This window comes from Thaumasiovibrio clandestinus, assembly GCF_047250365.1.
Lineage (GTDB): Bacteria > Pseudomonadota > Gammaproteobacteria > Enterobacterales > Vibrionaceae > Thaumasiovibrio.
In genome coordinates this window covers 63,257-77,161 of sequence record NZ_JBLBVL010000018.1, presented here as the reverse complement: position 1 = coordinate 77,161, position 13,905 = coordinate 63,257, and the positions used below count along the sequence as shown (strand labels likewise).

Below are 13,905 nucleotides of genomic sequence, written 5' to 3'. Positions count from 1 at the left end.
CGTTCGTGTTTGTTATCGGTCTCTCAATTGAGGAGCCAGCGTTCAATCGAACTACTACATAGAAAGCTTTAGTTGCAGCTAAAGCCTGGGTCTCACATTACCCTTATTTGTTGATTATTATCCATACAAAGCATTTAAGAGTGATTCGCAACGCTTGGCAGTTTCGCTTCGCTCAAGTATAGCCAAGCGCTGCTCACACCTTAATGCGGCGTTATGTGTTTAGGTTAACCGGAACTTAAAAGGGAATATTTTGTATAAAGTAGAATACTTAATCTTATCTGACATGAAAAAAACTCAATGTAAGACTATCCCTGCATTGAAAAATTTGTTGCAAGCAGACTCTGATATATCAATCGAAAGAAATAAAATAACTTTCAAAAAGCACGCGTCTGATATAAAAATAAAGTTAGGTAAAAATGACGACAAGTCACACATATACTTTAATGTTTGTCTAACCTGTAAGTCAGAAGATGAATTAGATAACTTTTCATTGCTTCTAAAATCAGTTAGGAAATCGCTATCTTTGGTGACAAAAACGACTTATGTTGTTTGGGATGATTTGAGCTTATATTACTCTAATCAAGCATACCCTAAGCTATTTGATATTGAAAATCTAATGCGGTTATTGATTACAAAGTTCATGCTGACGAATTTAGGTTTAGGATGGACTAAGGAGCGTGTACCAACAGATGTCCAGCAGTCAATAAATTCAAATAATGCAGATATAAATTATCTAAATAATGTGGATTTTATTCAGCTGAAAAACTTTCTTTTTAGTGAGAACTATCCAAACCATAAGGATAGTTTAATAAAAAAACTAAAGGCAGCAAAGGATTTTGCTAATTTGGAATTAGATGATATTAAATCACTTATTCCTGAATCTAATTGGGATAGATTCTTTCAACCACTAGTTGGTTGTGAAGCCGAATTCTTGAAAAAACGATGGGATCAGCTTTATGAACTTAGATGTAAAGTCGCACATAACAAAGACTTTCATAAGAAGAACTTGGAAGACGTTATTCTTTTAACTTCTGATTTGAAACCGACACTAGAAAAAGCAATAGCTTCCCTTGATGAAATAAATGTTACCGAGGAAGAGAAAGATAACGTCTTTGAGAACGTACTAACTCTTTATCACCGTGATTTTGCTAAGTACATGGCACGTATTCAACGCTTAGAACTGGTGTTAATCGAGCTATTAAACGTGTTTGGCACTGATCAGTCAGTGATTCATAAGGCATCACTATTTGAACTGCAAAAAGCAGTAGCCAATCTAGGGCTTCTTTCTGATAAACAATTAAAAATTATAAATAATGCTCGAAAAGTTAGAAATCAAATCGCTCACCATACATTTGGTACAGATCCTAGTGAAGTAATAAATAGTCAGATTGAAGTAGAGCTATTGGTATTGGAGCTTGATGAACTTCTTAATCAACTCACTGGAAAGAAAATAAACACATAACAAGGCAATCAAGGTGATGCGTTACACTCGGCGGTTTTGGTATGGAATTCGGTGTGCTTTGCTAGTTCAGTGAGGCACACCTTATTGCAGGCGTTATGAAAATTAGATTAATCGGAGAAACAGTTTGACCAGAGTACTAATGTTTGGCGTGTTATTGATGAGCTTCTTGTCATCAGGACTGAGTGCGGCGGAGTTCAAAATTGTCGATTCTGAATATCTAGTACCTATGAACTATTACCCAGCATCGACTATTGGGTTGTGCTCAGAATCAAATAATTGCACATACCTGTCATTAAATTCACATGCCATAAACAACTTACTGAGTGGGCGTGAAGTAATAACAGGAATGGGGAGTAACAAAAATATTAGCGCAAAAGTATTAAGAAGTGGACTTCTCTACTCAATTTCTGACGTTAGTAGTAGTGCTTTCAGAGCCAGTTTGCTTTCTCATAATCCCGAAGAAAAAAACTTGCAACTATCATACTCACTAACGTTAACTACAGCGGATACAAAGAGGTCAATAATAGTAAATAGTAAAATTGCGTCGTTGTCAGGGTCGGATTATGAACGATTTATAGAAACTACGTCGTCAAACATAAATATTCCCAATAAAGTGTTGTTAGATCAAACTCAAATTCTTGACGTAGTTAAGTGCAGTGAAAAAGATAAATTTTGTTTTAGTGAGCTAGCTTATTACTCTGACTATAATTTGTACCTCGTTACTCTATCTATGATGCTTACGCAAGATGACCTTAAAAATAATCCACCTGAACAAGTGTTGGAAGGAGTTTTGGAAATATTTTTAGCTTCAATTAACCCTATGGCTGCTGAATTTTATGGCGGTTCGTCTGTACTTGGCGAAAATGTTAACTCGAATAAGTACTCTCGCGAGTCCATCATTCTAGGTGTGGATGCCGATGTTGAAGGTAGGCAGTATGTAGGCTATGCACGAGTAAATCATAGTGAGTATTTAAGTGTTTCTACTAGTGTAGAAGAAACTAATGAATCAGTAGTTCAGTTTATCACTCGACTATGTAATGTAGTTCGTAACGGTAATTATCCAGAAAGTCTGGTCGAGGAAAAGTGTAACTTTGGCGGAGTGAAGTAAATTTTCATAACAAGGCCATCAAGGTGATGCATTTTACTCGGCGGTTTTGGTATGAAGTTCTGTGTGCTTTGTTGATTCAGTGCAGGGCACCTTATTGCAGGCGTTATGTGCCTTAGTAATGTGAAGGGATTTATGCACATGAAAAATGTTATAAGAGCCATTGTACTAATTGCAATTTTTGGGTCATACATAGCGGTTCAAAATTGGCTCGAGGCTAAAAGTCAGGAATATGACAGGCAACGAGCGGAGCTTGTTAAGAATAGGTCTTCAGTTTCGGGAAAAGTTTCACATAAACCTGATTTACCAAAAGTCAAAAAACTCGAAATATTTAACAATCTTCAGATTTGTAAGGCAACGATATCAACAATTATGGGGCAAGACCCTAAAAATATGAGTGGAACACTTGATGACAAATATTTAGCCATTGTTTCGTATTTTAGAAATGATGGTACTAAATGGTCATATGAGTGCGAAGTTGTTGGAGAGCGAGTGTCTTGGGGAAGAGTGAATCGGGCTAGGATACCCTCTAATATTATTGTAAAAGAAAGCGGTGCTAAGCCGATTTTGATTGTAACGCAGTATCATAGTGATGGTTCTGTTACAGAAGGTAAATTTTCCAAGAGCGAGTTGAACTAATAAAAATAATAAAACATATATGACTCTGAAATTTTCGGCACATAACAAGGCAATCAAGGTGATGCTGGACTTCACCCGTTACACTCGGCGGTTTTGGTATGAAGTTCAGTGTGCTTTGATGGTTTTGCGTGGGGCACCTTATTGCAGGCGTTATGTTTTTGGAGAAAGTTTAACGGATGATTAAATATTCTGAGCTTCAATTAGTTGATATAGCTGATGCTTTGGGTGAGTTATTTGACTTTGAATTAGGTCAAGCTAATGACGACTACTCTTGGATAAAATTAGATCCAAATTTACCTTTCACTGTTTTGGCCGGCGAAGGATCTGGTGGAGTTTTTCTTGCGTATGGAAGTTTAGAGCTCGAAAAACGGCCAATACTATTTGCTTCATCTGAGGGACAAGCAGGTAAAGTTGCAAATAACCTGTCAGAATTTTTAGCTTTGCTGATAGCTATTCCTTATTGGTTCGACTTGCTTAAGTTTTCTGGTAACGGTGATTTATCAGAAATGCGTAAAACAGCGGTGTTCATGGAGTCAGAGTATCGTGAGGACTATCCTGAATTAGCTGAGGTTAGGGAGAGGATTCACAGTCAGCTGTCTCTGCCTAATCTTGAAGACCCTATTGCAATACTTCATACTCGTGTTCATTCATCAGATTGCACAGTAGTTGCTGGTGATGGTTGGAAATATGAAACACTATTTAATAGTTTCGTATCATCAGACAACAAAAGTTGGTCGTAAAAAAACATAACAAAAACATCAAGGTGACGCGTTACACTCGGCGGTTTTGGTATGGAGCCCGGTGCACTTGGTGAGTTTACCGTGGCGCACCTTATGTTCGGCGTTATGTGCCATAGCAGTGTGGCTAAATTTCATATTATAAGGAAATATAATGGAAGTAGATGTATTTGACAGAACAGAAACCAATGACAAGATAATTAGCGGTTCAGCTTACAATTTTGTCATCGGTCTAACATTAATTTGGGGCTTCGCCATTAACTGGCTAATGGTTCTAAATATTCCAGTTGAATCTATAAGTAATATAAACCCAATAATCTTTTTTATTGGTTATTTTGCTTCATGTTTTTTTGGTATCTATCTTTTCAGTAAATCTGATAAACCAATAGTTAGTTTTATTGGTTATAACTTTGTGGTTGTTCCTTTCGGGCTGATTATTAATCTAGTAGTAAGCCAATATAATCCAGATGTCGTACTAGAGGCTATTAGAGTTACTGGTATGGTAACTTTTATCATGATGCTTTTAGGTTCAATGTATCCCGCATTTTTCAATAAAATAGCTGGAGGCCTTACAATAGCTTTACTTTGTGTGATCGTAGTCGAGCTAATTGAAATATTCATATTTAATACTCATCATGGAATCTTAGACTGGATAGTCGCAATCATTTTCTGTGGGTATATTGGTTATGATTGGGCTAGGGCAAATGCCATCCCTAAAACATATGATAATGCCGTGGATAGTGCCGCTGCATTATATATGGACATTATAAATTTGTTTTTACGTATACTAAGAATTCTTGGTAGAAAATAGCACATAACAAGGCGTTTAAACGGAACTAAAACAGTGGGTTACGTTTCGCTTCGCTACACATTATAACCCACTATTTTAGTCCGCTTAACGCGGCGCTGACGGATCCCCTCATAATTCCCTCAGTCCGGCGTTGTGTGTCAGCCTTTGATATTCGAACATTCCCCATTGGTATTGAGATTCGTTAATTTGATATCGCCGATGATTCCGAACTTCCCTTCCTAGGCGAGGTATTGATAGGACTCGGCGGTGTTTAATGCTGTTGGCTTGGAAGTCAAAATGCCATTTGGCTTGGACTGCAATGAGGCCATTCCACCACATCAAGATTTCAGCGAGCAACGCAATAAGAAGCAGGATATCTAACCGCTTAGTGCAGCGGCTTCTATTGTGGCGAAGTGCGATCCCATAAGCAGTACTTTTTAAATCGCGGAATGCTTCTTCTATTTGCATACGTTTGGCGTAAAGGTTGGTAATTTGTACTTCATTTAAAACATGACGAGGGATGTTGGTCGCAAGTAACCAAGGTTCTTTTGCACTGCGTTGGTAGAGATGGGTAGCGGAGTGTTTTTGGCTAGTTCTACTGTGGCGCTGGGCTTTACGGCCTTTTTCTAATCCTTTGTAAACATAGGCCTCACAAGGTATTGGCGATCTTTTTGCTAATAAACAGTGGCCAAGATACGTTGGTTTATGGGTAGCGTTTGGATAAAAGGTTTTGTTTGAAACCCACGTTTTATTGGGTTGTTTTATCGAGACTTCACCACGAACGCGACCTAACCAAAACCAGTTTTTTTCTTGAACCTGTCGAAACCATGTATTTCTATAACCAGCGTCAGATACGATAATGGGGCACGCGTCATTCGGTAGGATTTGTTGTAGTTTATCGAGAAATAACTGATGACTTTTGGGTGAGTTATATTGGCTATATTCAAAGACCTGTTCAAAGATTGTGATGGCTCTTCCATCTAAGGCCACAGATGCTCTTAACGTCATATAGCGAAGTTGCTCACGAACATCAGACCAATCAACAAGGATTACAGGGCATGGGTTAGCTCCAGTGATTAAATGGGCATGCCACTTATAAATAAGGTCCTTTTCACGGTGTAATTGACGATTTCCAAGCAGTCTATCGACGCGTTTAATCGCATGTTTCACGGTGGTATTGGTTTCTAGTTTTCGCCCCAGTTTAGTCAGAGCCGTCAAGCACGCTTTTTGTTGCAAGCATCAGAGAATTAAGACGTTTTTTGTGAATTGAGGGGCATTGGTTTTGTATGGTTTGCTGTAGAATCTGAATATCGCGCATCGTTAGTCCATTTGTTCGAAATGTGTGTTTGGCGATATTCATTAGATCAAAGACAGCGATGCGCGTCTACCTCATTGTTTTTACGGTTAATTATGAGGGGATTCGCAAGAGCAAGGCGTTACATGCGAAGTGGCTCTAAAGATACTCAATCATATGACTATCTTTCTTTACCTTTAAGCAGTAGACGGTATTTTCATCACTGAATGGTATTATTTGGTGGATGAAATAATGAAAATCATATTCAGTATTGGAAATGGCAAATTGTCATTAGTTACTCCTTGCTTTTCGATGGTTGTTAATGCGACAAGTGGACGTGGTAACTGCCTGAATAAGGCTTCAGCAGCTTGTCAGGCTAAGTCATTTGAAGGGCCTCTTCCTGTAGGCATGTACTATATTAATCCGGAAGAAATGAGTGACCCGAACTTGATTGGTGATTTGGCGAGGCGTACGAAAGGAGATTGGGGTGATTGGCGTGTACGTCTTCATCCCAAACCAGCTACAAAAACATATGAAAGGGATAATTTTTTCTTGCATGGTGGTGATATGAAAGGCTCTGCTGGTTGTATCGACATTGGTGGTGGAGTTCTCGGAAATAGGCAAACGGATAAAATACTTAGCTATATTAAGTCCAGTAAAATCAAAATTGAATTGGAAGTAGTAGAATGAAAAAGATTATCTGTCTTTTATTAGCTAATATTCCAAATATTTGTCATGCTGAAATTTCGGATAAGATTCCATCATATGGAAGTCTTTTGATAACAAGTATAGTTATTGGGTTAGTATTTCTTCTTCTTTCATATAAATTGCGTTTTATTAACTATTTGAGTCTGATTGTTGCTTTGTTTATGGCGTTGGGGGTTTACGATATGTATGCAGAGCCATCCTTTAGAAGCGCAGTAATTGATGAAAAAGGAGAGGAGTATTTTTATCACGGATTTTTTTCATCATTCCTGATATTTATTCTATCTATAACTGGTAGTTGGTTAAGGAATTTTAAAGCTAAACGATAGCCACGGTGGAAATACTTAATAAGCCGCATGTAACAAAGGCATCAAGGGTGACGCGTTACACTCGGCGGTTTTGGTGTGGAGTTTAGTGAGCTTGGTGAGTTGGTCGTAGCGCACCTTATGCCCGGCGTTATACCGATAAGGAGGTCGGATGACAGAATTTAACAAGATACCATTCGGTCTTCGTGTTGAAGATGAACAATTTGTTGATGTTGCAAATGTTCCTCGTGGCAAAAAGTCTGGCTGCATTTGCCCCTCATGTGAAACACCGCTACTTGCACGACAAGGTGAAGTAAATGTTTGGCATTTTGCTCATGCTTCAAAAGGTGTTTCTGAAAATACAGCTAAAGAGTGCGAGTATTCTTTCTGGGTATCTGTTGTTTTGATGGCTAAACAAATATGTTTGGAAATTTCAGAGATGATCACACCAGACTATTATTTGTTTAATGGTAACGAGAAAATTTGGCTAGCCAAAGAATCACATATAAAAGTTGATTCAACAGAAATTGAAGGGTATCACAATAATCAATATTACGATGTATTGTTGACGGTAGGTGATTACAGCATCTTAGTTATCTTTGTTACGCCTGAGAAAGATACCTATATTCATGATGTAAGTCTTACCCACGATAAAACAGGGTTGCTTGTAATCGATTTAAGTTACGCAAGTCGTTGGTTCCACAATGAAGTTAAGCATGGTGAATATAAGTCATTTCTAAAAGATCAAATCATCGAAAATTCAGAAATTAGACAATGGCAATTTCATCCACGAGAAAAGAAGGTATCTAATCTCGATTTGTCTCCATTTCCATCAGATGATGACCATGATGAAGCTCTTTATCACTGTCAAAAGTGTTCATCACATTGGTATGGTTCTCATTTTTGCCCAGTTTGTCGTACCTATCTGTTTTCTCAGGCACTCTGAATCGGTATAACAAATAAGGATACGCGTCGCGCAGCCTACACTTCTATCCGGTTGTTGGACAAGCCCGTATAACCTTATTAAGTAAATTGCTCGGAGGGAGTTTGATGGGCGTTGCGCCCGTGACTTTGCTCAAGACGAGCGCAGCCTAGAAGTGATAACAATGCTATTCACTTCAGTAGCTTACTGACTGAGTTCGGTGTTACGTTGGCGTTCTCCTCGTAGGTGTTGATTGTCATTATCCTTATTCAGTCTGCCTTGCGGCTATCTCGGTCGGGTGGCGCCGACACAGCGCATAGCATGCTGGCAACATGGGCAGTCCCGTTTTGCTTTCTGAGGCTTGGTTCAACAAGGGTTTTCAAGGTGGACAAAAAACGCGGGCGCATTTTTTGTTTATTCAAATTAGGTGTTGAAGGTGGCGGTTTTGCAATCGGTTTCGTTGCTCACAACTAAGCGGGCGTTATGTGCTCGGAGGAAATATGGAAATTCAGAAGGTTCTAAAAACGGATTTAGACGCAGTAACAAGGCTTGTTTCAGAGGTCTCTGCCAAGGATGTGCTTCCATTGCTTAATGAACAAGGAAAGCAAGAGTTTAAGGACAGAGTATTACCTGACCTAGCGTCTACTCTTGATGATGAGAAGTTTTCATCAATTAAGGCGGTATCGGGTGGGGAGGTTCTAGGTTTTGCCGCTTTGCGTGGTGGAAATTATCTAACCCATTTGTTTGTTGCAAATTCACAGCAGGGTTCAGGTTTAGGTCGTACTTTATTGAATCATTTGCTTAATCAGACAGACGCTTGTGAAGTTAGCCTACGCTCATCGGTGAATGCTGTTGGTTTTTACAATCGTAATGGTTTCGTAGCAACAGGTGAAGAAGCAGAGTTCAACGGAATTCGGTTCGTGCCAATGTCTTTGGTACGCACATAACAAATAAGGATACGTGTCGCGCAGCCGACACTTCTATCCGGTTGTTGGACAAGCCCGTATAACCTTATTAAGTAAATTGCTCGGAGGGAGTTTGATAGGCGTTGCGCCCGTGACTTTGCTCAAGACGAGCGCAGCCCAGAAGTGATAACAATGCTATTCACTTCAGTAGCTTACTGCCTGAGTTCGGTGTTACGTTGGCGTTCTCCTCGTCGGTGTTGATTGCCATTATCCTTATTCAGTCTGCCTTGCGGCTATCTCGGTCGGGTGGCGCCGACACAGCACATAGCATGCTGGCAACATGGGCAGTCCCGTTTTGCTTTCTGGGGCTTGGCTTGTTCAGGTAACTGCCATGTCGGCAAGCTGAGCAACATTAGCTGGATGGTCAGCCGCAGTGCTTTCGCACTGCCATGTAGCAAGCCATAATCCCGCACCCGCTGTAACCCTTTTGGCAGCACATGTTGCAAGATAAGCCACAAGAACTGCACCACCGGCAAGGTACGCGTTGCCGGTCGCTGGGTCTGGCTATCGGTATAGCGGAATGTCACCTGATGGTCATTGAACGTGATAATATCTTTGTCGGGTAAAACGCTCCGGTATAGGTAGCGTGATAGGTATTGCAGCGTCGGTAAGCCCCGGCCAACCTTACGACAGTCGACTACCCACTCGGTGGGGAGCGGTGCCGGAGGAAGCCTAAGTGTAGGGTGTTGGGCAAGGGTGTCGAGCAGTCGTACCAAAAGGTCAGGCAGTCGTTTGACCTGCGGCGGTTTGACGATATTGAGCCAGATCCATTGTTTACTGAGGGTATAGCGGTAGAAGAATTGCAAGCCGTTGCGGTCGAGTTTGACGGTACTCCATGAGTGGGTGCGGATGAGTTGGCGGAAATAGGTACGTAACTGTTCGGTTGTCAGGTGATCTGGCGGGCAGTCAAAGAAGGCAGAAATACGACGTACCGCACGGCTGTAGGCATCGATGGTTGCAGGGCGTTTACCTTGCAGCGATAGGTTGGTAAGGTGTTGTTCATAAAGGAAGTTGTAGCGAGCAAGTTCAGTGGTGTTCATGGTGCTGACTCCTTGTTGACCATCGAATGATGGGGTTACAAGAAGTATGGTGGTCTTACGCTTTACTCTGCCGCAGAGCGGCTTCGTTCAACAAAGCATTTAAGACGCGCGTTACACTTGGCAGTTTTGGTACCGAGTTCGGCGCGCTTTGTGAGTTTGTCGTGGCGCACCTTATGCCCGGCGTTATACGAATAAGGAAATTCAGCACATGGAAACAGTCTTAATTACTGGCGCTTCGAGGGGTATTGGACTTGAGTTAACTCGTCAATTTTTAGCTTTAGGTTATAACGTCATCTCGACTTATCGTGGTCAGCCTTCAATGCAGTTAAAAAAACTGCTTGTTAATAGTTCATTGACGCTGCATGAACTAGAGGTCACTGACGAATCCTCAATAGTTAATTTGGCTTCTAAGCTATCAAATGTTCAGCTGGACATACTTATCAACAATGCGGGTGTTATTGGTTCAGACGAGCAATCAATGGAGGCTATCAACTCAAAAGAATGGCTCAACACCTTTGCCGTGAACTCAATAGCGCCTCTTATGGTTAGCCGAGCTCTCTTAAGGCTTCTCGAAACTAGTGCTAACCCTCGTATTATTACCATTTCAAGCCAAATGGGCGCATTAAACCGAGAAAGCTATGGTATGTATGCGTATCGAAGCTCAAAAGCTGCGGTTAATAAAGTCATGCAAGTGTTGGCATTAGAACTGAAGCCGAAAGGAATTGTTGTGTGCCCAATTCATCCTGGTTGGGTTAAAACAGATATGGGCGGTAAAGACGCAGACATCACTGTTGAAGAAAGTGCATCAGGTATTGTAAAACTAGCCAGCAACTTGGCCTTAGAACAAAGTGGTAAGTTCTTAACATGGCAGGGTACGGAACACGTCTGGTAAAATTCGTATACAAAGCGTTCAAGACAGATTCCCAACGTGTGGCATTTGTGGTTTGCGATAAATTTAGTGATTTAGGTGGTATGCGGAGGCATCGTATCGCGTTGCTCACCACTTAAGCGGGCGTTAGCACTCAGAGTCATACAACAAGGAGGTTTTGTGTTTCCATTAGAGGTATTTGTCACTTATACATTGGCTTGTTTACTGTTGGTTATTTCACCGGGGCCAGATAACTTACTCGCTATTGGTCGAGGTTTAAGTCAAGGACGACTGGCGGCAGTAATGTCAGGTATGTCTTCTGGTACAGGTATTTTATTTCATGTTGTTGCAGCAACCTTCGGGCTAACTCTGCTAATTCAAACCTCGGAAGTAGCGTTTTACGTTGTTAAACTACTTGGCGCTGTTTACTTAATTTGGTTGGGTGTAAAGGTTCTTCGTTCGAGAAGTCTATTCTCATTAGAGCCGGCGAAAAAACAGTCTTTGACAGTTATTTTTTCTACTGGCTTTCTATCCGCAGCGCTTAACCCGAAGCCTGGCATGTTTGTTCTTGCATTTGTACCTCAGTTTGTAAATCCAAGTTTAGGGTCAGTGACAATTCAAATGATCGGCTATGGAGTCTGGTTTGCGGTATTAACAGCAGTTGGCTTTAGTTTAATGGGTGTTTTTTCATCTCAGTTATCCGACTGGTTCAGAAATAAGCCTAGGCTCGTGTCAGGTTTAAATATTGGGGCAGGTATTACATTCGTTTCTTCAGGTCTAGCAGTGGCGCTCATGAAGCAGCGATAAAAAGTCCATACAAACAATTTAAGAGTGATTCTGGACTTGATCCGTTTTACTGCCACGCATCGACGACCTAAGGAGGTCATCATGCCAGCCTGTTTTAGTTCGGTGCAGTTGGCAGTAAGTTAAGCGGGCGTTAAGCGTACAAGGAGGTACAATGTATAAATCAAGAAAATTGGAAGGTGAGCAAGATTGGCTAGATGCGGATGGGGTTAAGATTTATACCATTTCAGCAAATGGAGAACCAATCAATATGGTCGCTTTTCATCAACGACTAACAGAGGTTAAATCTGAAATAACTCTCGAATGGGATCAAACTGCTGCGTTCGTTATTTTCCATAATGGTGAAAGTTGTAAGTATTTGGTTTTAGCTTGGTGGGGTAATGATAATGAGCTATTTACGTCAGTATCAGTTCAAGTTAATGGGATTTGGGTTGTCGATCCAACTAAATATTCGTTTTGTCTTTATGATATCGAAGTTATGTGGAAGGAGCGTAATATCTACATAGAAACAATAGATTGTGAAAGTCCGTCATTGGTTAAGTACCGCCTTAGCCGTTAGCCGTTAGCCGCTTAATTTAATGTTCGCAGAATAAGGAAATCATATGAAAACGAAAAAATTGTCTACATGTTTTGTACCACTGAAGTAGATGCTTGCCGAGCGTACTACATGAAGTATTTTGCGGCAAAAGCAGTTTTTGATTGTGGTTGGTATGTTACGTTGAAAATTGATCAAGATGGCTCAGAAATTTGCTTTATCCAGCCGCAAGAGCATATGCCTGTGTTTGGCGGTCAAGGAGTGATGCTAAATTTTAACGTCGAAGATGTAGATGCTGAATATTCGCGTCTTACTAAAGCTGGACTAGAAGTCATCATGCCGCTTGAAGATCATCCTTGGGGAGACCGAGGTTTTTCTGTCTTAGATCCAATAGGAAATTCTGTATATGTATACTCTGATCGAGAACCGATTGAAGAGTTCAAGAATACATCAACGGCTAACACCTCGTGGGGGTTACTATGTCGATGTGCTTTGGTGGAAATGAATATGGAAATCTTAATTAGACGTCTCGAAACAGAAAGCAATGAGGATAAAGGCATATTTGAGTCTTTATTCAGCGAGTACCTATCTGGACTTTCTGTTGAGCTGGACCCCACTGTAATTAGTCAGCTGTTTGCTTTGTCATATTTCTACGGGTTTATCAGTTTTGTCGACAACCAGCCCGCTGGTTTCGCGGTGTGCTTTGAATCATTCTCAACCTACCGTGCGCAAAGAGTAATGAATATTCATGACTTTATGGTTTCGGATAGCTTCCGAGGCCAAGGTGTCGGCAAAGAGCAACTTAATGGTATTGAACAGTATTGTAGAGATAATGGTTACTTCAAAATCACATTAGAGGTAGGTGATGATAATGTTGCAGCTAAAAAGCTTTACAGTTCATGCGACTACGTAGATTACAGAGTGGCTTTAAAAGGTCAGCAACATTGGCAAAAGCACCTTAATTAGCACGCACAAAGATACTTTGGATACGATTCAGTTTATCGCGGACGCTTATCAGTCTGAACCTAAGGGAGTTCTGCGTATTGGTGATACGCTATAAGCGCTCGGCAAAAACGCCGAGCGTACAAATAACCGCTTACAACACAGTCACGACATCATTAATCGGTAAGCGGGCTTTAGGAAGGCCATAGTTGTAATCTTCCCCATCAAGTTGATAGCCCATTGCTAACGCAAAGTCACATTGGTACCCATCTAACTCTTCACTAAACATCTCCCCGACAACGCTGAATCAACGCCTTCCATTGGTGTCGATGCAATGCCTAAGCGGGCAAGTAAATGCAATGTGTTGCCTAGTGCAATGTAGGTTTGTGCTTTGGTCCAATGGCCATTAAACCCGTTTTCATCGGTATTTGATTCAGCAAAGGCGAACGCACCATCCAACATATTGTTGTACATCTCTTCGGGTAAGTGACCAGAACTCACTTCGGCATCGACCATTTTCTTGTAATTATCTTTAGTAAAGTGTGGATTGTGCGCGAACAAAATCACATGCGATGCTTCTTTAGCATGTGGCTGATTAAATTGATAAATATTCGCAAACGTATCGCCTCTTTAATAACATCCATATCTTCTGCCGAGATGCGTTTGGTCGCATCATATTTTTTTGCGGTATAACGTTTATTTAAGCCGGTGATGATTGGGTGTGGCATTGCCATTTCCTCGTATACGAAAGCGATGAGGAGATAGTACGCGCCATAGCCGCTTCGATACACG

General features: G+C 40.9%; 14 protein-coding genes and 3 pseudogenes. 14 read left to right on the top strand and 3 right to left on the bottom strand.

The window, feature by feature from the left end:
• Positions 1-250: 250 nt before the first annotated feature.
• From ACKLNH_RS17670 to ACKLNH_RS17650, 5 genes are all read left to right on the top strand, one after another.
• Positions 251-1,462 (top strand): hypothetical protein, encoded by a 1,212-nt coding sequence (locus ACKLNH_RS17670; RefSeq protein ID WP_413113578.1) that lies wholly within the window; start codon positions 251-253, stop codon positions 1,460-1,462.
• A 124-nt stretch (positions 1,463-1,586) separates the two neighbouring features.
• Positions 1,587-2,570 carry a hypothetical protein gene (locus ACKLNH_RS17665; RefSeq protein ID WP_413113577.1) on the top strand — a complete coding sequence of 328 codons (984 nt, stop codon included), beginning with the start codon at positions 1,587-1,589 and terminating at the stop codon, positions 2,568-2,570.
• Positions 2,571-2,708: 138 nt separating this feature from the next.
• Positions 2,709-3,206, top strand: a complete 498-nt coding sequence (locus ACKLNH_RS17660) for a hypothetical protein (RefSeq protein ID WP_413113576.1) — start codon at positions 2,709-2,711, stop codon at positions 3,204-3,206.
• Positions 3,207-3,382: 176 nt separating this feature from the next.
• Positions 3,383-3,946, top strand: a complete 564-nt coding sequence (locus ACKLNH_RS17655) for a hypothetical protein (RefSeq protein WP_413113575.1) — start codon at positions 3,383-3,385, stop codon at positions 3,944-3,946.
• Between the two features lie 148 nt (positions 3,947-4,094).
• Entirely contained in the window at positions 4,095-4,754 is a 660-nt protein-coding gene (locus ACKLNH_RS17650; protein ID WP_413113584.1) for a Bax inhibitor-1 family protein, read from the top strand.
• 108 nt (positions 4,755-4,862) lie between these two features.
• Here the strand turns inward: ACKLNH_RS17650 and ACKLNH_RS17645 are convergent.
• Positions 4,863-6,051: pseudogene (locus ACKLNH_RS17645) on the bottom strand (IS4 family transposase).
• Positions 6,052-6,279: 228 nt separating this feature from the next.
• Here ACKLNH_RS17645 and ACKLNH_RS17640 point away from each other — a divergent pair.
• From ACKLNH_RS17640 to ACKLNH_RS17625, 4 genes are all read left to right on the top strand, one after another.
• A complete protein-coding gene (locus ACKLNH_RS17640; protein WP_413113574.1) occupies positions 6,280-6,717 on the top strand; it encodes a tlde1 domain-containing protein in 438 nt (145 codons plus the stop codon).
• Positions 6,714-7,061, top strand: coding sequence for a hypothetical protein (locus ACKLNH_RS17635; protein WP_413113573.1), 348 nt, complete (start codon positions 6,714-6,716; stop codon positions 7,059-7,061). Before ACKLNH_RS17640 ends, ACKLNH_RS17635 begins: the two co-directional genes overlap by 4 nt.
• Positions 7,062-7,209: 148 nt before the next feature.
• The gene (locus tag ACKLNH_RS17630; RefSeq protein ID WP_413113572.1) at positions 7,210-7,983 is read left to right on the top strand and encodes a competence protein CoiA family protein; all 774 of its coding nucleotides are present in this window, start codon (positions 7,210-7,212) and stop codon (positions 7,981-7,983) included.
• Positions 7,984-8,459: 476 nt separating this feature from the next.
• Complete coding sequence (locus tag ACKLNH_RS17625; protein WP_413113571.1) at positions 8,460-8,906, top strand: GNAT family N-acetyltransferase; 447 nt, start codon at positions 8,460-8,462, stop codon at positions 8,904-8,906.
• Positions 8,907-9,157: 251 nt separating this feature from the next.
• On the opposite strand, the gene ACKLNH_RS17620 is transcribed toward ACKLNH_RS17625, so the two are convergent.
• Positions 9,158-9,964, bottom strand: a complete 807-nt coding sequence (locus ACKLNH_RS17620; protein WP_413113570.1) for a transposase — start codon at positions 9,962-9,964, stop codon at positions 9,158-9,160.
• Between the two features lie 208 nt (positions 9,965-10,172).
• On the opposite strand from ACKLNH_RS17620, the gene ACKLNH_RS17615 reads away from it, so the two are divergent.
• The 5 genes and pseudogenes from ACKLNH_RS17615 to ACKLNH_RS17595 all read left to right on the top strand — a co-directional run bounded on the left by ACKLNH_RS17615 (position 10,173) and on the right by ACKLNH_RS17595 (position 13,137).
• Positions 10,173-10,856 carry an SDR family oxidoreductase gene (locus ACKLNH_RS17615; protein WP_413113569.1) on the top strand — a complete coding sequence of 228 codons (684 nt, stop codon included), beginning with the start codon at positions 10,173-10,175 and terminating at the stop codon, positions 10,854-10,856.
• Between the two features lie 156 nt (positions 10,857-11,012).
• Positions 11,013-11,639 carry a LysE family translocator gene (locus tag ACKLNH_RS17610; RefSeq protein WP_413113568.1) on the top strand — a complete coding sequence of 209 codons (627 nt, stop codon included), beginning with the start codon at positions 11,013-11,015 and terminating at the stop codon, positions 11,637-11,639.
• Between the two features lie 151 nt (positions 11,640-11,790).
• A complete protein-coding gene (locus ACKLNH_RS17605; protein WP_413113567.1) occupies positions 11,791-12,195 on the top strand; it encodes a hypothetical protein in 405 nt (134 codons plus the stop codon).
• Between the two features lie 66 nt (positions 12,196-12,261).
• A pseudogene (locus tag ACKLNH_RS17600) lies at positions 12,262-12,570 on the top strand (VOC family protein); the annotation flags it as partial.
• Between the two features lie 108 nt (positions 12,571-12,678).
• On the top strand, positions 12,679-13,137 hold the full coding sequence (locus tag ACKLNH_RS17595; protein WP_413113583.1) for a GNAT family N-acetyltransferase: 459 nt from the start codon (positions 12,679-12,681) through the stop codon (positions 13,135-13,137).
• Between the two features lie 130 nt (positions 13,138-13,267).
• Here the strand turns inward: ACKLNH_RS17595 and ACKLNH_RS17590 are convergent.
• Positions 13,268-13,841 (bottom strand): annotated as a pseudogene (locus tag ACKLNH_RS17590) (nitroreductase family protein).
• Positions 13,842-13,905: the final 64 nt, after the last annotated feature.

Excerpts from the sequence above, each read along its gene's own strand:
- ACKLNH_RS17630 (WP_413113572.1), top strand. The coding sequence starts at position 7,210 with ATGACAGAATTTAACAAGATACCATTCGGTCTTCGTGTTGAAGATGAA.
- ACKLNH_RS17625 (WP_413113571.1), top strand. The coding sequence starts at position 8,460 with ATGGAAATTCAGAAGGTTCTAAAAACGGATTTAGACGCAGTAACAAGG.
- ACKLNH_RS17660 (WP_413113576.1), top strand. The coding sequence starts at position 2,709 with ATGAAAAATGTTATAAGAGCCATTGTACTAATTGCAATTTTTGGGTCA.
- ACKLNH_RS17595 (WP_413113583.1), top strand. The coding sequence starts at position 12,679 with ATGGAAATCTTAATTAGACGTCTCGAAACAGAAAGCAATGAGGATAAA.
- ACKLNH_RS17605 (WP_413113567.1), top strand. The coding sequence starts at position 11,791 with ATGTATAAATCAAGAAAATTGGAAGGTGAGCAAGATTGGCTAGATGCG.
- ACKLNH_RS17640 (WP_413113574.1), top strand. The coding sequence starts at position 6,280 with ATGAAAATCATATTCAGTATTGGAAATGGCAAATTGTCATTAGTTACT.
- ACKLNH_RS17655 (WP_413113575.1), top strand. The coding sequence starts at position 3,383 with ATGATTAAATATTCTGAGCTTCAATTAGTTGATATAGCTGATGCTTTG.
- ACKLNH_RS17635 (WP_413113573.1), top strand. The coding sequence starts at position 6,714 with ATGAAAAAGATTATCTGTCTTTTATTAGCTAATATTCCAAATATTTGT.
- ACKLNH_RS17620 (WP_413113570.1), bottom strand. The coding sequence starts at position 9,964 with ATGAACACCACTGAACTTGCTCGCTACAACTTCCTTTATGAACAACAC.
- ACKLNH_RS17615 (WP_413113569.1), top strand. The coding sequence starts at position 10,173 with ATGGAAACAGTCTTAATTACTGGCGCTTCGAGGGGTATTGGACTTGAG.